The sequence below is a fragment of the Pseudomonas sp. Irchel s3b2 genome, from assembly GCF_900187445.1.
Taxonomy (GTDB): Bacteria; Pseudomonadota; Gammaproteobacteria; order Pseudomonadales; family Pseudomonadaceae; genus Aquipseudomonas.
This window is the reverse complement of the sequence record NZ_FYEB01000006.1, coordinates 228,227-250,305: the sequence shown is the minus strand read 5'-3', so window position 1 is coordinate 250,305 and position 22,079 is coordinate 228,227. Positions and strand designations below refer to the sequence as shown.

At 61.5% G+C, this 22,079-nt stretch carries 18 protein-coding genes; 12 read left to right on the top strand and 6 right to left on the bottom strand.

All coding sequences use genetic code 11. The annotated features are described in order from the left end of the window. The first annotated feature begins 30 nt into the window (after positions 1-30). The 5 genes from CKW20_RS16310 to CKW20_RS16290 are packed head-to-tail and all read left to right on the top strand — an operon-like array spanning position 31 to position 7,037. On the top strand, positions 31-1,884 hold the full coding sequence (locus CKW20_RS16310; protein ID WP_095053848.1) for a CoA transferase: 1,854 nt from the start codon (positions 31-33) through the stop codon (positions 1,882-1,884). Further along, positions 1,881-3,530: a class I adenylate-forming enzyme family protein gene (locus CKW20_RS16305; RefSeq protein WP_095053847.1), complete on the top strand. Its 1,650-nt coding sequence runs from the start codon at positions 1,881-1,883 to the stop codon at positions 3,528-3,530. The genes CKW20_RS16310 and CKW20_RS16305 overlap by 4 nt, the downstream gene beginning before the upstream one ends. After that, entirely contained in the window at positions 3,524-4,744 is a 1,221-nt protein-coding gene (locus CKW20_RS16300) for an acyl-CoA dehydrogenase family protein (RefSeq protein ID WP_095053846.1), read from the top strand. Before CKW20_RS16305 ends, CKW20_RS16300 begins: the two co-directional genes overlap by 7 nt. Next, positions 4,741-5,958, top strand: a complete 1,218-nt coding sequence (locus CKW20_RS16295; protein WP_095053845.1) for an MFS transporter — start codon at positions 4,741-4,743, stop codon at positions 5,956-5,958. Before CKW20_RS16300 ends, CKW20_RS16295 begins: the two co-directional genes overlap by 4 nt. Continuing rightward, entirely contained in the window at positions 5,955-7,037 is a 1,083-nt protein-coding gene (locus CKW20_RS16290) for a glucuronyl hydrolase (protein ID WP_095053844.1), read from the top strand. The genes CKW20_RS16295 and CKW20_RS16290 overlap by 4 nt, the downstream gene beginning before the upstream one ends. A 28-nt stretch (positions 7,038-7,065) precedes the next feature. Here CKW20_RS16290 and CKW20_RS16285 read toward each other — a convergent pair whose 3' ends face one another. The 6 genes from CKW20_RS16285 to CKW20_RS16260 form a co-directional block, all read right to left on the bottom strand. Beyond that, a complete protein-coding gene (locus CKW20_RS16285) occupies positions 7,066-8,058 on the bottom strand; it encodes a LacI family DNA-binding transcriptional regulator (RefSeq protein WP_095053843.1) in 993 nt (330 codons plus the stop codon). Positions 8,059-8,133: 75 nt separating this feature from the next. Then, positions 8,134-9,636, bottom strand: a complete 1,503-nt coding sequence (locus tag CKW20_RS16280) for a sucrose-6-phosphate hydrolase (protein WP_095053842.1) — start codon at positions 9,634-9,636, stop codon at positions 8,134-8,136. Then, complete coding sequence (locus CKW20_RS16275) at positions 9,633-10,778, bottom strand: ABC transporter ATP-binding protein (RefSeq protein WP_095053841.1); 1,146 nt, start codon at positions 10,776-10,778, stop codon at positions 9,633-9,635. Before CKW20_RS16275 ends, CKW20_RS16280 begins: the two co-directional genes overlap by 4 nt. 27 nt (positions 10,779-10,805) lie before the next feature. Beyond that, positions 10,806-11,648, bottom strand: a complete 843-nt coding sequence (locus CKW20_RS16270) for a carbohydrate ABC transporter permease (RefSeq protein ID WP_095053840.1) — start codon at positions 11,646-11,648, stop codon at positions 10,806-10,808. Next, positions 11,645-12,604, bottom strand: a complete 960-nt coding sequence (locus CKW20_RS16265) for a carbohydrate ABC transporter permease (RefSeq protein WP_095053839.1) — start codon at positions 12,602-12,604, stop codon at positions 11,645-11,647. The genes CKW20_RS16270 and CKW20_RS16265 overlap by 4 nt, the downstream gene beginning before the upstream one ends. A gap of 21 nt (positions 12,605-12,625) precedes the next feature. Beyond that, positions 12,626-13,900 carry an ABC transporter substrate-binding protein gene (locus tag CKW20_RS16260; RefSeq protein ID WP_095053838.1) on the bottom strand — a complete coding sequence of 425 codons (1,275 nt, stop codon included), beginning with the start codon at positions 13,898-13,900 and terminating at the stop codon, positions 12,626-12,628. A gap of 167 nt (positions 13,901-14,067) precedes the next feature. Here CKW20_RS16260 and CKW20_RS16255 point away from each other — a divergent pair, with 167 nt between their 5' ends. From CKW20_RS16255 to otnI, 7 genes are all read left to right on the top strand, one after another. After that, positions 14,068-15,633 (top strand): carbohydrate porin, encoded by a 1,566-nt coding sequence (locus CKW20_RS16255; protein WP_095053837.1) that lies wholly within the window; start codon positions 14,068-14,070, stop codon positions 15,631-15,633. 403 nt (positions 15,634-16,036) lie between these two features. After that, positions 16,037-16,741: a FadR/GntR family transcriptional regulator gene (locus CKW20_RS16250; RefSeq protein WP_095053836.1), complete on the top strand. Its 705-nt coding sequence runs from the start codon at positions 16,037-16,039 to the stop codon at positions 16,739-16,741. After that, positions 16,738-17,688, top strand: a complete 951-nt coding sequence (gene ltnD, locus CKW20_RS16245; RefSeq protein ID WP_256585061.1) for an L-threonate dehydrogenase — start codon at positions 16,738-16,740, stop codon at positions 17,686-17,688. The genes CKW20_RS16250 and ltnD overlap by 4 nt, the downstream gene beginning before the upstream one ends. Before the next feature lie 10 nt (positions 17,689-17,698). Next, on the top strand, positions 17,699-18,991 hold the full coding sequence (gene otnK / locus CKW20_RS16240) for a 3-oxo-tetronate kinase (RefSeq protein WP_095053834.1): 1,293 nt from the start codon (positions 17,699-17,701) through the stop codon (positions 18,989-18,991). After that, a complete protein-coding gene (locus tag CKW20_RS16235; protein WP_095053833.1) occupies positions 18,988-19,626 on the top strand; it encodes an aldolase in 639 nt (212 codons plus the stop codon). The genes otnK and CKW20_RS16235 overlap by 4 nt, the downstream gene beginning before the upstream one ends. 184 nt (positions 19,627-19,810) lie before the next feature. Further along, on the top strand, positions 19,811-21,271 hold the full coding sequence (locus CKW20_RS16230; RefSeq protein ID WP_095053832.1) for an SLC13 family permease: 1,461 nt from the start codon (positions 19,811-19,813) through the stop codon (positions 21,269-21,271). 21 nt (positions 21,272-21,292) lie between these two features. Further along, on the top strand, positions 21,293-22,075 hold the full coding sequence (gene otnI / locus CKW20_RS16225) for a 2-oxo-tetronate isomerase (protein WP_095053831.1): 783 nt from the start codon (positions 21,293-21,295) through the stop codon (positions 22,073-22,075). The last annotated feature ends 4 nt before the right edge of the window (positions 22,076-22,079 follow it).

Genomic DNA, 22,079 nt, shown 5'->3' with positions numbered 1-22,079 from the left:
GCGTTATGCAACCACTCTGGCGTAGGTTTTATGTCTCGTCTTTTACATGGATGTAGTCTCAGCGGCTCCTTTGCCTCTTCACCTGCCGGGTTCGCGCCGCTGGCAGCGTCACTGCGCTACCAGGCGACGACGCTGGGCCTGAACCCGCAGACCACTACCGACGATCCGGTACAGCGGGGGTTGAGCTTTACCCTGCACCATCCCGATCTGAAACCGCTCAACGGGCTGATTCAAGGTTGGCCCGACGGCAGCTGCGCCGGTGTCACCGAGCACACCGTACAGGCGGCCTGCGGGCTGATGTCGGTGCATGGTCGGGCCAGCGGCAAGGCCCAAGGCCTTGGCGTGGATTATGTCTCGACCCTCAGCGCGAGCCTGGCCCTGCAAGGTGTGTTTGCCGCAGCGCTGGGGCAGTTGCGCGGTGGCGATTTCAGCGCAGTGACCACCTCCATGGGCGCCGCCGGGGTGTTGGGCATTGCTCAGTATCTGGCGGGAGCGACCGCAGGTGCCGAGGCCGAGCGGCTGTTGCCGGGGGCGACTTGCGCGAAGAATCGTCCGCCCTTTGTGTCGGCCGATGGCGTGCATTTCGAACTGGAAACCCTGGATGCCGAACCCTGGCGGCGCTTTTGGGCGGCGGTGGGCATCGACGGCGAACAGGCCGGTCAGGGATGGAAGGCCTTCCTGCTGCGCTATGCAAAAGCTGTTGCGCCGATGCCGGCGGTGTTCCGTCAAACCCTGGCGCGCTTGTCCATCGCCCGGATCAGCGCCCTGTGCGAGTTGAGCGGCGTTGCGCTGTGCCCGGTGCGCAGCCTCGCCGAGCGCTGTGCCGACAGCAATCTGCCCGCTCAATTGGAGCAGGGGCCGTGGGCCTTCGACGCTGTCAGCGCGGGCGGCAAAGCGTTGCCTGACTTGAATGGGCAAGCACTGCCCTTGAGCGGCCTGACGGTGATCGAGTCGTGCCGACGAATCCAGGGTCCGCTGGCCGGACATTTGTTGGCGCTGCTGGGGGCCGAGGTGATTCGCATCGAACTGCCCGGTGGCGATCCGTTGCGCGGCATGCCGCCTTGCGTCGATGGGGTGTCGGTGCGCTTTGACGCCCTCAATCGACACAAACAGGTCCGTGAGCTGGACATCAAATCCGCCGCCGGCCGCGAAGAGCTGTACGAGCGAGTCAGGGACGCTGACGTGTTCCTGCACAACTGGGCGCCGGGCAAGGCCGCCGAACTGGCGCTGGACCGCGCCGACCTGATGCGGGTCAATCCGGCGCTGGTGTACGCCTACGCCGGTGGCTGGGGCCATGACCGTCCGGGCGAATCCTTGCCGGGCACCGACTTCGTGGTCCAGGCCTGGTCCGGTGTTGGGGAACAGATTGGCCTGGCCTCGGCGACGCCGGGCGGTTCGCTGTTCACCGTGTTGGATGTGCTGGGCGGTGTGGTCGCGGCTCAAGGGGTCAGCGCCGCCTTGCTGCATCGTGCCCTCAGCGGGCAGGGCGTACGCGTCGACAGTTCGCTGCTCGGCGCCGCCAACCTGTTGTGCGTGCAGTCACTGCAAGGGGCGGATACCGCCGACAGCAGTGTGCTCAAGGGCGTGTACCCAACGCTCGCCGGTCTGTTGGCCATCGACTGCCAGACCCCGGTCCAGTTTCAGCAACTGGAAAATATCCTCGCCTGCGATCTGCACAGCGACCTCGAGGGGCGTGATGGGCTGATTCGCGGGGCCTTGGCGTCGCAGTCCGCCGCTACCTGGCAACAGGTGCTGTGCGACGCCGCTATTCCGGCCGTCGTGGCCGTAGAAGACCTGTCACAGCTGGCTCAAGACAGGCGATTGAAGACGTGTTTAAGCGTGAATACCTATACCTCGGTCAACGCTCACTGGAGTTTTCGATGAATAACGCAGGCATTATTGATCTGGTCCCCGCTGACGTTCGCAGTGTCTGGGAACGCGACGGCACTTACCCCAACCGATCGGTCTACCAACTGTTTCGCGAACACGCGCAACGTGCTCCGCAGAAACCGGCGGTGCTCTCACCCGAAGGTACACTCAGCTATGGCGAGTTGCATGATGCCGCGCTGCGCATGGCTGCGAGCCTGCGCGCCGCTGGCATCGTCGCCGGCGATGTGGTCGCGTATCAACTGACCAACAGTTGGCGCAGTTGCGCCATCGACCTCGCCGCCGCGGCCCTGGGGGCGGTGGTCGCGCCGTTTCCACCGGGACGCGGCAGCCTGGATATCCAGGCCCTGGTGCGCCGTTGCGATGCGCGGGCGGTGATCGTTCCAGCGGAGTACGCCGGCATCGATCTGTGCCAGGTCATCGAGTCCCTTCGACCGAGTCTGTTGTCGTTGCGGGTGCTGATCGTTGAAGGTGAGGTCCGGAACGGCTGGCTGAGACTGCAGGACATGCTCCAGGCCGAGCCGTTGACCCAAGCGCAATTGCCCAAGGTTTGCCCCAACTCGCCGGTGCGCTTGCTGGTGTCTTCCGGCACCGAATCCGAACCCAAGCTGGTGGCCTATTCCCACAACGCCCTGGTGGGCGGGCGCGGGCGTTTCCTGCAGCGCGTCCACCCCGAAGGCGAGACCTTCCGCGGGCTGTATCTGGTACCGCTGGGCTCGTCCTTCGGTTCCACCGCGACCTTTGGCAGCCTGTCCTGGCTCGGCGGTTCGATTGCCGTGCTGCCGCAGTTCGACGTCGGGGCGGCGATCGAGGCCATCGAGCAGCTGCGTCCGACCCACATTCTCGGGGTGCCGACGATGCTCCAGCGCATCGCCGCCGACTCCCGTCTGGAACAGGTCGACAAATCCAGCCTGCTGGGGCTGATCTGCGGTGGTTCGCTGATCGATGAAGTGACCGTGCGCCGCTGTGTCGAGGCGTTCGGTTGCGGTTTTATCAGCCTCTATGGTTCGGCGGACGGGGTGAACTGTCACAACACGCTGGACGATGCCCAGGACGTCGTGTTTTACAGCGTCGGCCGGCCGAACCCGGCGGTGTGCGCGATCAAGATTGCCGACGAGCAAGGCATTGAATTGCCCCAGGGCAGCGTCGGCGAAATCAAGGCTCGCGGCCCGCTGAGCCCGATGCAATATGTCAACGCCCCGGAACTGGACGCGCAATATCGCGATGCCGAAGGCTGGGTCAACACTGGCGACCTGGGCTATATCGACGCCGATGGCTACCTGATTCTGGCCGGGCGCAAGAAGGACATCATCATCCGTGGCGGCGCCAATATCAGCCCGGTGCAGATCGAAACCCTGGCCACTGGGCACCCGGATGTGGTCAGCGTCGCGTGCGTGGCGGTGCCGGATCCGGACCTCGGCCAGCGGGTGTGCATCTGCGTGACGCTGCGCGACGGCGCGCCGCGCTTCTCCCTCAGCGAGCTGACCGACTACCTGCGCGAGCAGGGCCTGGAGGTCAACAAACTGCCGGAGTACCTGCGTTTCTACCGCCAGCTGCCGCTGACCCCGGCAGGCAAGATCGACAAGAAATCACTGGCCGCCGAAGTGGCGTTTCTCGAGTGCGGGGCGGGCATCGCATGTTGAGTGCACACCCATTGACCGACACCCGGGACAGCGCGGAACTGGCCCGAGCGGTGCGGCGTTTTGTCGATGAACGCATCATTCCACTGGAAAGTGAGCTGGCGGGGGAGCCCCGGCGGGCCGCCCGGCGCATTGCTGAACTCAGCGCCAAGGCGCGGGCCGCCGGGCTCTGGGGCAGCTTTTACCCGCAGGCCCTCGGCGGGCGGATCGCCAGCCTGCGCGATTACCTGGCGGTGGCTGAGCAGGAGGGGCGTTCCGAGTACGCCCCGGCCATTTTCGGTGACGATGCCACCCTGGATCTGCACATGCTCACCCGGCATGCCAGCGAGGACATTCGCCAGCGCTTTCTCGAACCTTTGGCGGCGGGGACGCTGGTCTCCAGTTACGGTATGTCCGAGCCCGACAGCATCGGCTCGATCCCGGCGACCTTGAGCAGCCACGCCGAGCTTGTCGACGGCCAGTGGTTGTTGAACGGGCGCAAGTGGTTCATCTGCCGCGCCGAGCGCGCGGCCCTGGTCACAGTGATTGCCCGCACCAGCTCCGGTCGGCTGGAAAACGCCCTGTCCATGTTGCTGGTGCCCTGTGATGCCCCGGGCTTTCGGGTCGAGCGGCCGTTGTCGATCCTCGGACGATTTTCCGGTCAGGGCGAGCTGTCTTTCGATCAGGTGCGGGTTCCGCCCAGCCATGTGTTGGGACAACCGGGGCAAGGGTTGGCGCTGATGCAGGAGCGCCTGGGGCTGGGGCGGATATTGCGCTCGGTGCACTGGCTGGGCCTGGCCCAGCGCTGTTTCGATCTGATGTGCGCGCGTATCCATTCGGCCCGTGGCCAACAGGCGCGGCTGGCGGATAAACAGCTGGTGCGCCAACGGGTATTCCAGGTCTATCAGGCCATCGCCAGCGCCCGCGCGCTGCTGCAGGACGCCGCCGGTAAACACGATGCCGGGGTGGCCAACAGCATCGAGGTCAACATCGCCAAGGTCGCCGCGTCCCAGGCATTGAGCGAGGCAGTGGATTCGGCGATCCAGATCATGGGCGCCGAGGGCTTGAGCGAACTGTCACCCCTGTCGGGGATTTACCGCACCGCACGGACCACACACATTCTCGATGGTACCGACGATGCTCTGATCAGCTCGGTGGGGCGACAACTGCTGGACAGTTGCGGCGACGACGGACTGGATTTCGACTGGCCATCGCAGGTACAGGGAACAGGTCAATGATTGAACACAACGCTCCGCAGGGCTGGTGGTTGCGGGTGGTGCTGACCGCAGCCATGGCCTTGCCGATGCTGATCTTTTACGCCGTCGGCACCCTCGGCCCATTAATTGTCGCCGACCTTGGCGTGCCGACCCATTGGCTGGGCTGGCTGATCACCAGCGCCTTCGGTTTTGCCGCGCTGTTGTCGTTGTGGGCCGGGCCACTGGTCAACTGGTTGGGCACCCGGCGGGCCATGGCGATGTTGTTCTGGAGCACGGTGGGCGCCTATGGATTGCTGGCCAGTCTGCCGGGATTCGTTGGCGTGGTGTTGGCCCTGGCAGCGTGCGGGATTGCCCAGGCACTTGCCAATCCGGTGACCAATTTGCTGATCGCCGAGCGCGTCGAGCCCCGGCACAAGGCAGCGGTGGTCGGCTTGAAACAATCCGGCGTACAGGTCTCGGCGTTGTTTGCAGGCTTGTTGCTGCCGACCCTGGCAGTGACTTTCGGCTGGCGCATGGCCTTGGCAAGTTTGCTGCTACCGGCCTTGGTGCTGGCGTTTCTGGGGCCGCGAGTGGCCCCTCGGGAGCACAAGAGTAAACCACTGAGCCTTGCCGTTGCCCGGCCCAACGGGCGACTGGCGCTGCTGATGAGCGTGCAGCTGTGCGTCGGCATCGTGCTCTCGTCGTTCGTGACGTTTCTCGGGGTGTTCGCCGCGGGACAGGGGATGCCTGCGACGTTGATCGGCGGTCTGATCGCCGGCTTCGGCGTGATGGGCATTTTTGCGCGGATTTTTCTTACGCCTTTGGGCGCGCGCATGGCCGATGAGTCCTGGCTGCTGCTGGTGTTATTGCTGCTGTCGAGCCTGGCTTTGTGGCTGACCTCCCTGGCCACGCCGGGTAGTCATTGGCCGTTGTGGGCCGGCGCTCTGGGCATGGGGCTGACCGCGGTCGCTACCAATGCCATTGCCATGAGCATGGTGCTGCGCGACTCCGGCTTCGGCAGCCCGGCGCCGGCTGCGGGTTTGCTGTCGGTGGGGTTCTTTGGTGGTTTTGCTCTGGGCCCGCCGTTGTTCGGGCTGGTGCAGAACGGGCCTCGGGGGTTTGCCCATGCCTGGCTGGCGCTGATCGGGGTGTTGCTGGTGGGCTGCCTGCTGAGCCTGTTGTTGTCGCGGGTCAGGCTACGCCACAAAAGCACTGCCGGCGTGGCGGTCGAGTCGTCCTTGAGGGTGGTCAAATGAGCGTCTTCGAGATCCCGCATCGGCCCCTTGAGACCGCTGAAGTTCGGCGCGCCATCAACGCCATCTTCACGCGACTGGAGCAGATCGACGCCGCGTGTGGCCAGGGCTTTCCCCTGTATTGCACGGGAAACAATACGCTGTGGAAAGTATCTGCGGGCGGCTCCTGGCTGGGCGGATTCTGGGCCGGCCTGTGGTGGTTGAAAGCCCATTGCAGCGGGCGCCGGGCGGATCTGCAACAGGCGTTGCGCATAGCCGAGCGGCTGCGGGACAAGCTCGACAGCGATACCCATCATCGCAGCCTGATTTTCTGGTACGGCGCCGGGTTGGGCGCACGCCTGCTGGCCGATCCCCAGGCCGAGGAACTGACGGAGCAGGCGATGCAACGCCTGGTCCGGGCGTTCGATCCGGTGCTGGGCTGCATCCCCCTCGGTCGCGAAATGGGCGGCGGTGAACAGGGTGACAGCTGTTTGAGCATCGATCCGCTGGCCGCGACCCTGCAACTGTTTGCCCTGAATGCCGAACCACGACTGCTGGGACTGGGCCGCCAACAGTTGCAAACCTCCTTCCGTGCCTGCGCTGGCGCGGACGGTACCTGGAGCAGCCACGCACGTTTTGACCAAGGGCAATGGCAGGCCGGCGATGTCCCGGGTAATTGGTCACGGGGTCAGGCCTGGGCCATGCTCGGCCTGGGGACGGGCGCTCGCTTATACGGTGCGCCGTTCAGCAGCGACGCCGAAAGGGCAATCCAGTACTGGCTGCGCAGTCGAGGCGTGTCCGTCCCGGTCAATCGCCTGGATCAGCCCATGGGACTGAGCGACCCGTGTGCCGCGGCGATGGCCGCATTGGCCCTGCAAGGGCTGGCGATGGATGCCGTCGAGGCTGAGCTGTTGCGACAACAGGCGGGCCAGCTACTGGCGGCGATCGTGCGTAGTGCCGACTTCGAGGATGGGCGCTTTATCGGCCATTGCTATCGCACTTCGGCGACGATGGAGCAGAAGGTCGAGTCGGCCTGCGGCAGTTTCTTTCTGTTGGCGGCGCTGCTGGCCTGGACCGGGGAGATCGATCCGCGCTGGATCTGAGAGAAGGGCGCACATTGTCATCGATCCCTCATAACGACGCCCTGACCACCAATGGACAATCAACGGGCTGGGCGCCCGATACCTCGAGGGCCTCGATCAGGTGCAGGGCCGCATTGCGACCGATCTCGTAGTACGGCAGTTGCACAGTGGTCAGCGGCGGGATGAACAGTTCGGCGATGCCGATCATGTTGTCATAGCCGAGCACGGCGACATCGTCGGGAATTTTCAGGCCACGGCCCAACAATAACTGATAGGCACAAAAGGCAATGCGGTCGTTGCCACAGATCAGAACATCGAACTGGGGACGACCCGCAATGATGTGCCGGTCGAGGATGGCTGCGGTTTCACCATAGGCATCATGATCGGAAAGATCGTATTGCAGGAGTGCGTCAGGCGCCAGGCCGAATGCCTGACAGGCACGCTGCAGGCCTTTTTGTCGCAGGCCCCAGGCCAGACTCTGTTTGGGCAGATTGATGCACAGAGGGCGTCGATAGCCTTGGCTCAACGCGTGATGTACGGCGCGATACTGCCCCGATTCGTCGTCCGGCACATAACTGACCAGGTGACTGTCATCGGCCAGGCAATTGGCGAGTACCAAAGGTTTGCTCTTCAAGCGCTCGGGAATGCTCACCTGGCGAAACCCCATGGCGCTGAAGATCAACCCATCGGGACGGTGCGACAACATCAGGTCGATGTTCTGGTCGGTGGGCGGGTTGCTTAACAGGTTGAGGATAAAGACATTCCAGCCGGCTTGCTGTGCGGTCTGTTCGATGGACAGCAACAGTTCGACCGCGAACGGTGTGGTCGCGGTGTCCAGCGCGAACACTCCGATGGTTCGCGACTGGAGGTTGTCGCCGCGCATCTTGCGCGCCGACAGGCTCGGTACGAATTGCAGTTCATCAATGGCGCGACGCACCCGCTGAAGGGTTTCGGGGCTCAGTTTTTCCGGGTTATTGAGCGCTCGAGAAACCGTCATCAGGGACACGCCGGCCAGCTGTGCAACGTCTTTCACTGAAGTCATGCGAGGCGAGGCCGGTCAGGTTGACGCAGGATCATGACACAGGGCCCGGGTTTCTCGCGACTCGAATGACGCTGCTCATAGCCATCCAGAGCCGAGAGGCCATGCCTTGGGAATCGACACACGCCCGCCACTTCCGCTTGCCAGCAGCTTCACCCCCAGACTGTCGGGTTGCGGATAGAGGCGGCTGCTGAAGCTGAAGCGCCCGTTCTCGTCGAACACCTCGATGGACGAGCGATCGAGAAACACGCGCAATTCCAGTCGCTCTTGTGTCGGGTCTATCGCCACGCTGCGCTGACCGGTGACTTGTGCACCCGAGCGGTTGCGGTCAAGCACCAGACGCTGCAGCGATGCATCGTAGTAGAGCAGAGTTTCTTCTTGACCATCATCGCTGCAACGCAAGGCGATTCCGAGATGGCCGTCGGTGCAGCCGAGCAAATCCAGATGCACATGGATTTCGAGCCTGTCGCCATTCACTTCCCGCACCCATCGGGCTCCCGACCCATCCCACCAGGACGTGCCCGGCAATGGCGCCTTGCGCAGTGCGGTGAGCTCCCGTGCCGGATACACGCAAAGGCGATCGGCGCACAGTTCAAGTTCGCGCGGCAACCCGAGCATGCCGCACCAGTGATGGGCCTGGCTCGGCATCGGGCTTTCCCACATGTCGAGCCACGCCCACACAAGGCGCCGACCATCGGCGGCCAGTAGCGTTTGCGCGGCATAGAAATCGTGGCCGTTATCCAGCTCGATAAAAGGCCCGCCGGTGAAGTGCCATTCGCTGTCGAGTCGGCCCACTCGATAACCGGTCTGGTACTTGTTGAGCCGTTCGTAACCCTCGGGTTGCATGCCCTGGGGGGAGTACAGCAGCACATCGCGCCCGTTCAGTCGGAACAGATCCGGGCACTCCCACATATAGCCATCGCCCTCGCTGCCGCTGGACACATAATCCAGGAACTCCCAGGCGTGCAGATCCATGGAACGGTATAGCGGCAGTAGCGGTTTATCACCCAGACGTGCGCCGGCAATCAGGTACCAATAGTCATCCTCCTGCCATACCTTGGGGTCACGAAAGTGCATGATCGTGTCTTGCGGTGCGTTCTCGATGACGGCGCCATGCTTGACGAACCGGATGCCGTCGGTGCTGGTGGCCAGGCACTGGACTTGGCGGATCGAGCGTTCGTCACCCACTTCCCCCAGCCAGGTGTGCCCGGTGTAGATCAGTGCCAGGGTATCGCCACACACCACCGCGCTACCGGAAAAACAACCGTCACGGTCGAAGTCATCGCCAGGCGCCAGGGCGATGGGCAGATGCTGCCAATGGACCAGATCGGCACTCTTGGCATGTCCCCAATACATCGGCCCCCACTTCGCGTCGAAGGGATGGTACTGATAGAACACATGGTATTCGCCACGAAAGTACACCACCCCGTTGGGGTCGTTCATCCAGCCCACCGGAGGGGCAAGATGATAATCGGGTCGATAATCGTGGATGACGCGAGACAGGCCATCACTCAGCGCATGCTGCGCAATCTCAAGGGTAGCGGACATTGGAACACTCATGGAATTTAAAGACACAGTCATAGGGCGCCTGCTCGTGCCGAGCGCAGAGGGACGCCATCCGCCAGGGTTTCAATGGCGTGTGGGTGGCGCCTCAAGGCCGCGCCGTCGGCGTCGAACAGGTGCAGGTTGTCGACGTCCAGCAGCAGCTCAACCCGATCGCCCGCCTGCCAACCGGCGCTGACTTCGCAACGACAGATCAGTGGCTCGTCCAGACGTGTATCGAGGTGCACGTAGGTTTCGCTGCCCAGGTATTCGACCGCGGTCACAACGACGCCGGCGGTTCCTTCCGCCGCCTTGAGCGACACGTGCTCCGGGCGAATCCCCAGGCTCAACTGCGTGCCTGCCGCCAGGTTCGAGCTGTCGAAGGGCAGGGACGTGATACCCCATACGAGGGTATTGACCAGGCTGGTTTCGCCGGGCGTCTGCAGGCGCACTGGCAGAAAATTCATTCTCGGCGAACCGAGAAAACCGGCGACAAAACTGCTGGCCGGGCGCTCATAGAGTTCGCGCGGTGAGCCGACCTGTTCGACGCGACCGCCATTGAGCACGACAATTTTGTCGGCCAGGGTCATCGCTTCAACCTGATCGTGGGTGACATAAATCATGGTCGAGCCGAGTCGATCATGCAGCCGGGCGATTTCGTTGCGCATCTGCACCCGCAAGGATGCATCGAGGTTGGAAAGCGGTTCATCGAACAACAAAATGTCCGGTTCCCGCGCCATGGCTCTGCCCATGGCCACACGCTGACGCTGTCCGCCGGACAGTTCCTTTGGCTTGCGTTGCAGCAGTTTGTCCAATTGCAGGATTTGCGCCGTTTTCAGCACGCGCTCGCGCAGGCTGGTCTTTTCAGTCTTGGCCAGTTTGAGACCAAAGCTGATGTTGTCGTAGACGCTCATGTGCGGGTACAGCGCATAAGACTGAAACACCATGCCGACGCCACGCTCGCGCGGCTCCAGGTCGTTGACGCGACGCCCGTCGATCAGCAGGTCTCCGCCGCAGATCGAATCCAGTCCGGCGATCAGTCGCAGCAGGGTCGACTTGCCGCAGCCCGAAGGGCCGACGAACACGACGAATTCACCCGCCGCGATTTCCAGGCTGACGTCGCGAAGAATCCGTGCGCCGCCCAATTGTTTGTTCACGTTGTCCAGTTTCAATTTGATCACGATGCTGTTCCTTGTCTTTGTTGGGCATCAACCCTTTAACGCGCCGGCAGTGAGACCGGAAACGATTCGGCGCTGGAAGATCAGCACCAGAATCACCAATGGGACGGTGACCAGCACCGATGCAGCCATCAACAATCCCCAAGGCAGCTCATGGGGGCTGCCGCCGGAAATCAAGGCGATGGCGACCGGCACCGTGCGTTGCGTGTCGGTGAGGGTGAAGGTCAGGGCAAACAGGAACTCGTTCCACGCGGCGATGAAAGCCAACAAACCGGTGGTAACCAGCGCGGGCCAGAGCAGCGGCAACAGCACCCGGGTCAGCGTGACCCAGGGTGAAGCGCCATCCATGATTGCCGCTTCTTCCAGTTCATGGGGCAGTTGTCCCATGAACGTGGTCAGCACCCAGACGGTGAAGGGCAGGGTGAAAATCGTGTAGCTCAGGATCAACGCCCAGGACGTGTTGTACAGGCCCAGCGCGCGGATCACTTCGAACAACCCCGACAGCACCGCGACCTGGGGAAACATCGACACGCCAAGGACCATCATCAACACCGTGCCACGCCCACGGAACTTCACCCGGCCCAAGGCATAGGCGGCGGTCACGCTGAGGAACAACGCCAGCGTCACCACGCTAAGCGCAACCACCAGCGAGTTGCCGATAGCTAGCAGGAATGAGGATTGGTTGAGTACCGCCGCGTAATTGGAGAAGTCGGGGTTTTCGATCCAGTAGCTCACCTCGAACAAGGCGCTGGACGGTTTCAGCGAAGTCACGATGGCGTAGTAGAAAGGGAAGACCGCATACAGCAGCAATATCCCGATCAGGCACCAGAACCCGAGGCGCAACAGCGTTTTTTTCAATAGGCGCGGGCTCATGACCGGACCTCCAGTTGACGGCGTCCGAGGTAGAGATAAAGCATGGCGATGACCGCAACCACCAGAAACAACAGCGTCGAGGCCGCGCTGCCGTAACCGACGTCCTGGAACTCCACCAGGTGCTGGCGGGCATAGACCGACATGCTCATGGTGCTCGACGAGTTCGAAGTCAGCACATAGATCACGTCGAATACCCGCAGCGAGTCGAGGATGCGGAAGATCGCCGCCACCAACAATGCAGGCATCAATAGGGGAAGGGTGACACGCCAGAACACTTTCAGCGGATGAATGCCATCGACCCTCGCGGCTTCGTAGCAATCGCTCGGCAACATCTGCAAGGCCGCCAGCATCAGCAGCGTGACAAACGGGACGGTCTTCCAGACATCGACGAGGATCACCGCCCACATCGACAGGTCCGCATCGGCCGTCCAGGCCAGGGGCGCGTCAATCAGGCCGAGGCTCAGCATCATGTGATTGATGATGCCGAACTGGTCGTTAAGCATCCATGACCAGATCTTTGCCGAGACAATGGTCGGAATCGCCCAGGGAATCAGAATCATCGCCCGCACCAGAGAACGGCCGGTGAACTTGATGTTGAGCAGCAACGCCACCAACAGTCCCAGTACGACTTCCAGTCCCACCGACACCACGGTGAAATGCAAGGTGTTGCGCACCGCGTTCCACCATTGCGGATCGACCAGGATTCCCGACCAGCTGGAGCCGTTGTGGAACAGATAATTGCTCAAACCTATGAAGGTTCCGCCACCGGTGTCCGACAGACTGGCGTCGGTCAGGCTGAACCAGAATGTGCGCAGTAGCGGCCAGGCTGCCACCAGGGCCAGACACAACAGCATCGGTGTCAGAAACAGCCAGGCGGCGCGTACCCGGCGTCGTTGTACGGGCGTTTCCCTGATGAGCAGGGGCTCATCATAGGGGGCAGTAGTAGAGACAGACATGGTGATTTCCTTCCTTGTGGCTTACCAGTTCCGGCGTTTGATGCGCGTGAGTTCGCTTTCCAGTTCGGCCAGCGCCTGATCGACAGGCAACTCGCCCGCCAGCACGCCATGCACTCGATCGAAGAACGCATTGGAGACCCGTGGATAGCGATCGGCGGTTATTGAGGCGGGGCGCATGACCCCATCGTTGAGAATGCTGTGCAGCTGAGCGTAATAAGGCATGGCCGCGAGCAATTCGGGGTCTTGATACAGTGACTCGATCACCGGGTTATAGGCGCCTATCAGGGCACGGCGTTTTTGCTCTTGGGCACTGGTCAGGTAGCTCACCAGCTCTGCGGCAAGTTTTGGATGGGCGCTGTAACGCGATACCGCCAGGCCCCAGCCACCGAGGGTGGAGGCATGGCTGCCGGTCTCGCCGCCGCGGGGCAGGGGAGCGACCCCGACCTTGTCTTTTACCGCGCTGTCCTGGCTTTGCACCAAGGCCCAGACATACGGCCAGTTACGCATGAACAGCGCATTTCCCGACTGGAAGACGCCCCGGCCTTCTTCCTCGGTGTAATTGAGTACGCCACGCGGGGAGATGTCTCCTACCCAGCTTTTCGCCAGGGTCAACGCCGTTCTTGAGGCCTGACTATTGACCACGATGTCGCCTTGTGGATTGACCAGCCCGCCTTGCGGTTGGCTGCTGATCCACTCCAGCGCATTACACGTCAGGCCCTCGTAGGCGCGCCCTTGAAAGATGTAACCCCATGCATTGGGATTCCCGGCAGCGCGCTCGGCCTGTTGAATATTCCTGGCGGTAGCGGTCATTTCCTCCCACGTCTGGGGAACCTGCTGGTTGTACTTCTCGAGCAAGTCCTTGCGGTAATACAGCAGGCCCGAGTCGGTGAACCACGGCATCGTCACCAGCCGTCCGTTCACCGTGGCGTTATCCACCTGTGCCTGGAAATAGCCTTGGGTCGGGTTGGCAGGAAGCACCTCGCGCAGATCCAGCAGGTGTTTGGCCAGCATCCCCGGCCACACCATGTCGATTTGAATGATGTCGATGTCGCTGGACTGCGCACTGAGGATCTGTTGGTAGAACGACAACCTCTCGGTTGCCGAGTTAGGTGTTGAGACCACCTCGACGTGGTTGCCGGTCTGTTTCGACCACGCCTCGACAGCCTCTTTACAGAGTTGTAACTCCGCACCCACCGCGCCGCAGGAGATCGTCAAATCGGCTGCGTTCGAGAGGGATGGAAGCCCGGCACAAAGGGTGAGCAGTGCTGCTGGAAGAAGAGATTTTAGCTGTTTCATAAAGCCCTCTTTATTTTTGTTTTTAGAAAAGTTAACGTTAACATCGCCAAATGTAGCAGCGTATTTGCGATGAGGCATCCTTTTTTTCGTCAATTTTGACAATTCACAATTCACGAAGAAAGTCCGGTTGCGGAAGCAGAAAAATAAAAACAAAACAGGGGATTCACATGCAGAAAGCATCAAGATGGCTAATCGCAGGCGTGCTCAGCACCTCGGCGGCCACCTCTCAGGCCGCGACTCTGGAAGAGCGCATGGCTGCGTTTGAAGCCCGTGCCAGCGCAGCGGAAAAACGCGCAGCGGCAGCTGAACAGCAAACCCAGGCCCTCGCCAGGGAATTGCAGCAAATCAAACTTTCCACTCCCGCCTTGCAGCCCGCTGCGTCTACTGCAGCAGCCATGTCGGCACCTGCTTTGGACACCCGACTGGCAAAACTCGAAGCCCGTCAGCAAAGCATGGAAAAGCAGGACAGTAGCGCACACTTGACTGACGGCTTCAGCTTCAAGGGCTACGCCCGCTCCGGATTGCTGATCAACGATGGGCTGGGTGGTGGCCGTGGCGGCCCTTACACAACCCCTGCCGGTTCAGTCGGCGGGGCAGTCGGGCGACTGGGTAACGAAGACGACACCTACATGCGCATAGACCTGTCGAAAGAAATCCTGGCGCAGAACGGTACCCGTTCCAAATTCACGGTGTCCATCGCCGATGGCGTGGAAAGCTCCAATGACTGGACGGCCGACGAGAGCAACCTGAACGTACGCCAGGTATTTACCGAGCTCGATCATCTCGCCGCCTTCAAGGGCAATTCAGTGTTCGAAAATTCCACCCTGTGGGCAGGCAAGCGATTCGACAGGGACAATTTCGATATCCACTGGCTGGACTCGGACGTCATCTTTCTGGCCGGCACCGGGGGAGGTATCTACGATATACAGATGAACAAAAACTGGCGCTCGAATTACTCCTTGATCGGGCGTAACTACGGGGATTTCAGTGAGGGCGGCGTCAATGCCGATGTGGAAAGCTACATCCTGACCTCCAACCAGTTCTTCGATAATGGTCAATGGCAGTGGATGTTCAATGGCATTGGCTCGAAGAAAAACGACTTTGGCACTCGCAGCAATGAGGCGGGCCTGACGCCGGCGGATTCCGGCTTGCACAGCATGCTGGCCAATCACCAGAAAGACTTTTTCGGCAGGGAAGGCTTCTTCAAAACGGCATTGCTCTACGGGCAAGGTCTGGGGGCAGAGGTCAAGAACATCGGTTCGGATGGCGAACTGATCGACGATGCCCGCGCGCTGCGTCTGGCGCTTTACGGCGAGACACCCATTGCACCGGGCTGGCGCATCGGCCCCAGCTTGTTGGCCGAACAAAGCAAGGACAGATACGTCAAGGGTGACGATTACCGCTGGATGACGCTGAACGTGCGGTTGGCCAATGAAATCAACAGCAATTTCGAGATGGCCTACGAAATGAGCTGGCAAACCATGGACCTCGACCCCAAGGGCTACCTGCAACGCAATGCGGTCGACGGTAATTTCTGGAAGTTCACGATTGCCCCAACATTCAAACCCGATGTAGGAGATCTGCTCACACGCCCCGAATTGCGAGTGTTCGCAAGCCTCATGGACTGGTCTTCGGACCTGGACGGATACAGTTCCACAGACAACTTCGGCAAGTCGGACTTCAACGCCGGCGGCGTATGGCAGTACGGCATACAGATGGAAACCTGGTTTTGATATCTGCATCATCGGCAACAGTTCTCGGATCTGATCGGCTGTTAGTGCCGTAAGAGCTGCCTGCGATCTTTTGATTTTGGCGTCAGACGAGTCGCTAAAGATCAAAAGGTCGCAGCCTTTCCCCGCGCCCCCCCCCCCCCGCAAACACTGGTATTCAGCCGCATGAGTAGTGCCAAGCCGCTACCCATTCTCCCATCCTTCAAAAATAAAAATCCAAATCGACTCCTTCCGTGATGACAAGGCTCCTGTCGACTGGATCCCCTAAGCGGTGGTTGACCCCTCATTCACCTCCAATGTTAAAAAATGTTATTTTAAAAAAGACTTCACATAATCCGTTCATTGGGGGATTATCTGCTCAACCTGTATGACAACCTGATAACAAGACAAAAACAGGATGGCTACGATGTTCGACAAGGTCCCGACTCACGTGCTGAGTGACAGCGTCGCTCAGCAGCTGCTGGACAAGATTGAGAACGGTGTGTTCGCCACCGGCAGCAAACTGCCCAGTGAAGCCATGCTCTCGGAAGCCTTCGGTGTCAGTCGCACCGTGGTCCGCGAAGCCATTTCCCGTCTTAAGAACGAAGGCGTGCTGCAGCCTCAACAAGGGCGCGGCATCTTCGTCACCCCCAATGCCAACATCCGCCCGCTGCGTATCGATTACGCCGAAGCCAATCTGCCCGGCAGTGTCTTTCACCTGTTGGCGCTGCGCCGAGCCATCGAGGCTGAAATCGCCTGCGAGGCGGCGCTCAATCGCAGCGAAGCCGATCTGGTGCAGATTGACGAGGCGCTGGCACGCATCGATGAAGAGGTTGATGAAGGGCAGGACGGTGTTCGCGCCGATGTGGCTTTTCACCGCGCCATCGCTCAAGCCACGGGCAATCCCTACTTTCTCAAGACCCTGGAATTCGTCAGTCAGTACCTGGAGGCCGCCACCCGCATCACCCGTACCAATGAAGCGGGCAGGGCGGATTTCTCCCGCCAGGTGCATGAAGAACACCAAGTGATTGTGGCGGCCATTCGGCTGCGCGATCCGCTCGCCGCCGGGCATGCCGCCCGTGCCCATATCTACAACGCGGCCCGCCGCCTGCGCCTTGCCGGCGTGGAATAGGCCGCCGCTTTTCTAATAAACAGCCATCTCAGGAGTACCCCATGAATAACAAGAATGTCGGTGTTGTCGGTCTGGGCGCGATGGGCCTGGGCATTGCCCGCTCACTGTTGCGCAGCGGTTTCAATGTGCATGCCTGCGATGTGCGTGCGGCGGTGACTGAACAGTTTGCCGCAGAGGGTGGCGTGGCGTGCTCTTCGCCAGCCCATATGGCCGCCGAGTGCGACGTGATCATTACCGTGGTGGTGAATGCCGAGCAGACCGAAACCGTATTGTTTGGCGAGGGCGGTGCCGTGGCTGCGTTGCGCCCTGGCAGCCTGGTGATCGGCTGCGCCACCGTGGCCCCGACTTACGCCGTTGATTTGGGCCAGCGCCTGACTGCGCAAGGTTTGCTGTATCTGGATGCTCCGATTTCCGGTGGCGCGGCCAAGGCGGCTGCCGGTGAAATGACCATGATGACATCTGGCCCGGCCGATGCTTATGCCAAGGCCGAAGCCGTCCTGGCGGGCATGGCTGGCAAGGTCTATCGCCTGGGTGACAGCCATGGCCTGGGCTCCAAGGTCAAGATCATCAACCAGTTGCTCGCCGGGGTACACATCGCTGCGTCTGCCGAAGCCATGGCGCTGGGCCTGCGTGAAGGGGTCGATGCCGATGCACTTTACGAAGTGATCACCCACAGCGCCGGCAATTCCTGGATGTTCGAAAACCGCGTGCCGCACATTCTCAAGGCCGATTACACGCCATTGTCCGCTGTGGATATTTTCGTCAAGGACCTGGGCCTGGTGCTGGATACCGCACGGGCCAGCAAATTCCCGCTGCCGCTGTCGGCCACCGCTCACCAGATGTTCATGCAGGCTTCCAGTGCCGGTTTCGGTCGTGAGGACGACTCGGCGGTGATCAAGATTTTCCCCGGCATCGAGTTGCCGACTGCCAAGACTGAGCCGGTTTGAGGAACGCCCAATGAACACAACCACTGCACGCCCATTGCTGGGTTGCATCGCCGACGATTTCACCGGTGCCACGGACCTTGCCAACATGCTGGTGCGCGGCGGAATGCGCACCGTGCAGAGCGTCGGCATTCCCAGCAGCGAAGTGGCGGCCGGGCTCGATGCCGATGCGATCGTCATCGCCCTGAAGTCGCGCACCATTCCGGTCGCCGAAGCGGTCGAACAGTCCCTCGCCGCGCTGGCCTGGTTACGTGAGCAAGGCTGCGAGCAGATTTTCTTCAAGTATTGCTCGACGTTCGATTCCACTGCGGCCGGCAATATCGGCCAGGTCAGCGAAGCGCTGCTGGCGGCGCTGGACAGCGACTTCACCCTGGCGTGCCCGGCGTTTCCGGAGAATGGCCGGACGATTTTTCGCGGCCACTTGTTTGTGCAGGATCAACTGCTAAGCGAGTCGGGCATGCAGCATCATCCGCTGACGCCGATGACCGACGCCAACCTGGTTCGGGTGCTGCAATCGCAGACGGGCCTGAACGTCGGTCTGTTGCGCTATGACACCATTGCCCAAGGGGCCGAACAGGTGCGTGAGCGCATCGCAGAACTACGGGCTCAAGGTGTCGGTATGGCGATTGCCGATGCCTTGTCGGACCGGGATCTGTACACCCTCGGCACCGCCTGCGCCGATTTGCCATTGCTGACCGGCGGTTCGGGGCTGGCCCTGGGCTTGCCGGAAAACTTCCGTCGCGCCGGCAGATTGCGTGACCTCGACGCCTCGAAACTCCCGGCAGTATCAGGCGGTGAAGTGGTGTTGGCCGGCAGCGCTTCGATCGCCACCAATGGCCAAGTCGCGGCCTGGCTCGAAGCCGGTCGGCCGGCGCTGCGGATTGATCCGTTGGCCCTGGCGGCCGGAGAGCCGGTGGTTGCCCAGGCCCTGGCCTTCGCCAAGAACAATGAACAAACCGTATTGATCTACGCCACCAGCTCACCGGATGAGGTCAAGGCTGTGCAACAGCAACTGGGCGTCGAGCAGGCTGGCAGTCTGGTGGAAAACGCTTTTGGCGAAATTGCCCAAGGTTTGCGTCAGAGCGGTGTACGACGCTTCGTGATTGCCGGCGGTGAAACCTCGGGCGCCGTGGTTCAGGCGCTGGGTGTGCAACTGTTGCAGATTGGCGCGCAGATCGATCCGGGCGTGCCGGCGACGGTTAGCGGCACGGATGAGCCTCTGGCCCTGGCGCTCAAATCGGGCAACTTCGGTGCTCGGGATTTCTTCAGCAAAGCCTTGAAGCAACTGGCCGGGGGTGCTCAATGAGTGACGAAAACGCCTTGCGCGAAGAAATCTGCCAGGTCGGTCGCAGCCTTTATGAGCGCGGTTACACCGTTGGCAGCGCCGGCAATATCAGCGCGCGTCTGGATGACGGTTGGCTGATCACGCCGACTGACGTCTGCCTCGGCCGCCTCGATCCGGCGACCATCGCCAAGGTCAATCTGGCCGGCGAATGGGTCTCCGGTGACAAGCCTTCGAAGACCCTGGCCTTGCATCGCCAAGTCTATGACCGCAACCCGAGCGTCGGTGGCGTGGTGCATACCCATTCCACCCATCTGGTGGCGTTGACGCTGGCGGGTGTCTGGCAACCGGACGACATTCTGCCGCCACTGACGCCGTATCAGGTGATGAAAGTCGGGCATATCCCGTTGATTGGCTACCAGCGTCCCGGCTCACCGAAGGTGGCCGAACAGGTCGCGCAACTGGCCAACAGCGTTCGCGGCGTGATGCTCGAACGGCTGGGCCCGGTGGTCTGGGAGAGTTCCGTCTCCAAGGCCAGCTACGCCCTGGAAGAACTCGAGGAAACTGCGCGGCTGTGGCTGATGAGCCATCCCAAGCCTGAACCGCTCGATCAGGCAGCGCTGGACGAGCTGCGAGAGACCTTCGGCGCGCACTGGTAGTGCTCTGATTTTTTAACACGACAGATCGACAACGCAGGCCTTGTCAGGGAGACGCACAGCGACTCCCAACGACCCCGGCTTGCCTGAAAAATACAATAACAAGAGGACATCCAGGCATGACACATCTTCACCGCAGCATTTTTAGAAGAGCCCTTTCGTTCACCCAGCGTGGAGGGCTTCTGAAATGAGCCCGTTAATCCTGATGGTTACCGCGGGGCTAGGGATCGCTCTGTTGTTGTTTCTGGTGCTCAAGTACAAGTTCCAGCCCTTCGTGGCCTTGATGCTGGTGAGCATTCTGGTGGCGCTGGTGGCCGGGGTGAAACCGGCCGATCTGGTTGCCACCATCGAAGGCGGCATGGGCAAAACGCTGGGCCATATCGCGATCATCATTGCCCTGGGCGCGATGATCGGGCGGATCATCGAACTCTCCGGCGGTGCCGAGGCGCTCGCCAAGACGCTGATTACCCGGTTCGGCAACCGCCGCACGCCACTGGCGCTGACGATTGCCGGGTTCATGGTCGGGGTGCCGGTGTTCTTCGAGGTCGGCGTGATCATCCTGATGCCGCTGGCCTATGGTGTTGCTCGCAGTGCGCGTAAGCCGCTGTTGGTATTCGCGCTGCCGATGTGCGCTGCGTTGCTGACCGTACACGCCTTCCTGCCGCCACACCCGGGTGCGGTGGCTGCTGCCAGCCAGTTGGGTGCCGACCTCGGTCGCGTGCTGATGTTCGGCCTGCCGCTGACGGCGTTCCTTTGCTATGTCGGCTACCGCGTGGCCGGGCGCATGACCCGTCGGGTGTACCCGATGACCGACGATATTCGTGCCGAAGTCTATGGCCCGCATGTCACCAACGAGGACCTGGCCGCCTGGTCCAATGGCAACGATAAAAGCCCTGAGCGAGCGGCTGTGGCTGCGTCTCACATGGGCCTGGAGGAAGCCACCAGCAGCATCGTCTCGAAGTTGCCGCCGGCGCCACCACCGGGTTTTGGTCTGATCGTCGGCCTTATTGTGTTGCCGATCATTCTGATTCTGCTGGGAACGCTGTCCACCTCGTTGCTGCCTGCCGATTCGACCCTGCGCGGCATCATGACTGTGCTCGGTGCGCCCCTGGTGGCGTTGCTGATCGATACCTTGCTGTGCGCCTGGTTACTGGGTTCGCGTCGGGGCTGGAGTCGTACTCAGGTGTCTGACGTGATCGGCTCGGCCTTGCCCGGCGTGGCCATGGTGATTCTGATTGCCGGTGCCGGCGGTGTGTTCGGCAAGGTGTTGGTGGATACCGGAATCGGCGCTGTGGTCTCCGATATGCTGCGTACCACCGGTCTGCCGGTACTCGCCCTGGGCTTTCTGCTGACCATGCTGTTGCGTGCGGTTCAGGGGTCGACCACGGTGGCACTGGTGACCACCGCCGGCATTATCAGCCCGCTGATCGCTACCCTCGATCTCACGGCAAACCACATGGCACTGTTGTGTCTGGCCATGGGCGGTGGCGGGTTGGCCATGTCCCACATCAATGATGCCGGTTACTGGATCTTCACCAAATTGTCCGGGTTGAACGTGGCCGACGGCTTGCGCACCTGGACGGTGTTGACCACCTTGCTCGGTACGTTGGGTTTCGGTATTACCTTGTTGATCTGGCCGTTTGTCTAACCTTCTATCCAAGGAGCTACCATGCCTCGTTTTGCTGCAAACCTCAGCATGCTCTATCCGGAACATGAGTTTCTGGACCGCTTCGCCGCCGCTGCCGCCGATGGCTTCGACGCCGTGGAATACCTGTTTCCCTACGACTACAGCGCTCAGGAACTCAAACAGCGCTTGAGCGACAACGGCCTGGTGCAGGCACTGTTCAACGCACCGCCCGGCGATTGGGCGGCGGGCGAGCGCGGCACAGTGTCGTTGCCGGGTCGGGAGAGTGAATTTCGTAGCGGTTTCGATCGCGCGCTGGAATACGCCGCGGTGCTGGGCAACACGCGCATCCATGTGATGGCCGGCCTGCTGCCGTCGGAAAGCGATCGCCCACGGCATCACGGCGTGTACCTGGAAAACCTGGCTTACGCCACCGCGCAGGCGGCCAAGGCCGGGATCACGGTGCTGCTGGAGCCGATCAATACGCGGGACATGCCGGGCTTTTTCCTCAACCGCCAGGATCAGGCCCAAGCCATCTGCAAGGAAGTGGGCGCCACTAATCTGAAGGTTCAGTTCGACTGCTACCACTGCCAGATCGTCGAAGGCGACCTGGCCACTAAACTGCGTCGGGACTTCGATGGCATCGGCCACATCCAGATTGCCGGTGTGCCGGATCGACATGAGCCGGACCTGGGAGAGGTCAATTACCCGTATCTGTTCGAGTTGATCGATCAGTTGGGTTATGACGGTTGGGTAGGGTGCGAATACCGGCCGCGTGGTAACACCTCGGCCGGCTTGCAATGGCTGCGGGACTGGAAGGCGCGCTAACGCC

Coding starts and splice junctions, on each gene's coding strand:
- CKW20_RS16305 (WP_095053847.1), top strand. CDS start 1,881: ATGAATAACGCAGGCATTATTGATCTGGTCCCCGCTGACGTTCGCAGT.
- CKW20_RS16265 (WP_095053839.1), bottom strand. CDS start 12,604: ATGTCTGTCTCTACTACTGCCCCCTATGATGAGCCCCTGCTCATCAGG.
- otnI (WP_095053831.1), top strand. CDS start 21,293: ATGCCTCGTTTTGCTGCAAACCTCAGCATGCTCTATCCGGAACATGAG.
- CKW20_RS16250 (WP_095053836.1), top strand. CDS start 16,037: ATGTTCGACAAGGTCCCGACTCACGTGCTGAGTGACAGCGTCGCTCAG.
- CKW20_RS16270 (WP_095053840.1), bottom strand. CDS start 11,648: ATGAGCCCGCGCCTATTGAAAAAAACGCTGTTGCGCCTCGGGTTCTGG.
- CKW20_RS16235 (WP_095053833.1), top strand. CDS start 18,988: ATGAGTGACGAAAACGCCTTGCGCGAAGAAATCTGCCAGGTCGGTCGC.
- CKW20_RS16260 (WP_095053838.1), bottom strand. CDS start 13,900: ATGAAACAGCTAAAATCTCTTCTTCCAGCAGCACTGCTCACCCTTTGT.
- CKW20_RS16300 (WP_095053846.1), top strand. CDS start 3,524: ATGTTGAGTGCACACCCATTGACCGACACCCGGGACAGCGCGGAACTG.
- CKW20_RS16285 (WP_095053843.1), bottom strand. CDS start 8,058: ATGACTTCAGTGAAAGACGTTGCACAGCTGGCCGGCGTGTCCCTGATG.
- CKW20_RS16310 (WP_095053848.1), top strand. CDS start 31: ATGTCTCGTCTTTTACATGGATGTAGTCTCAGCGGCTCCTTTGCCTCT.
- CKW20_RS16295 (WP_095053845.1), top strand. CDS start 4,741: ATGATTGAACACAACGCTCCGCAGGGCTGGTGGTTGCGGGTGGTGCTG.
- CKW20_RS16290 (WP_095053844.1), top strand. CDS start 5,955: ATGAGCGTCTTCGAGATCCCGCATCGGCCCCTTGAGACCGCTGAAGTT.
- otnK (WP_095053834.1), top strand. CDS start 17,699: ATGAACACAACCACTGCACGCCCATTGCTGGGTTGCATCGCCGACGAT.
- CKW20_RS16255 (WP_095053837.1), top strand. CDS start 14,068: ATGCAGAAAGCATCAAGATGGCTAATCGCAGGCGTGCTCAGCACCTCG.
- CKW20_RS16230 (WP_095053832.1), top strand. CDS start 19,811: ATGAGCCCGTTAATCCTGATGGTTACCGCGGGGCTAGGGATCGCTCTG.
- CKW20_RS16280 (WP_095053842.1), bottom strand. CDS start 9,636: ATGACTGTGTCTTTAAATTCCATGAGTGTTCCAATGTCCGCTACCCTT.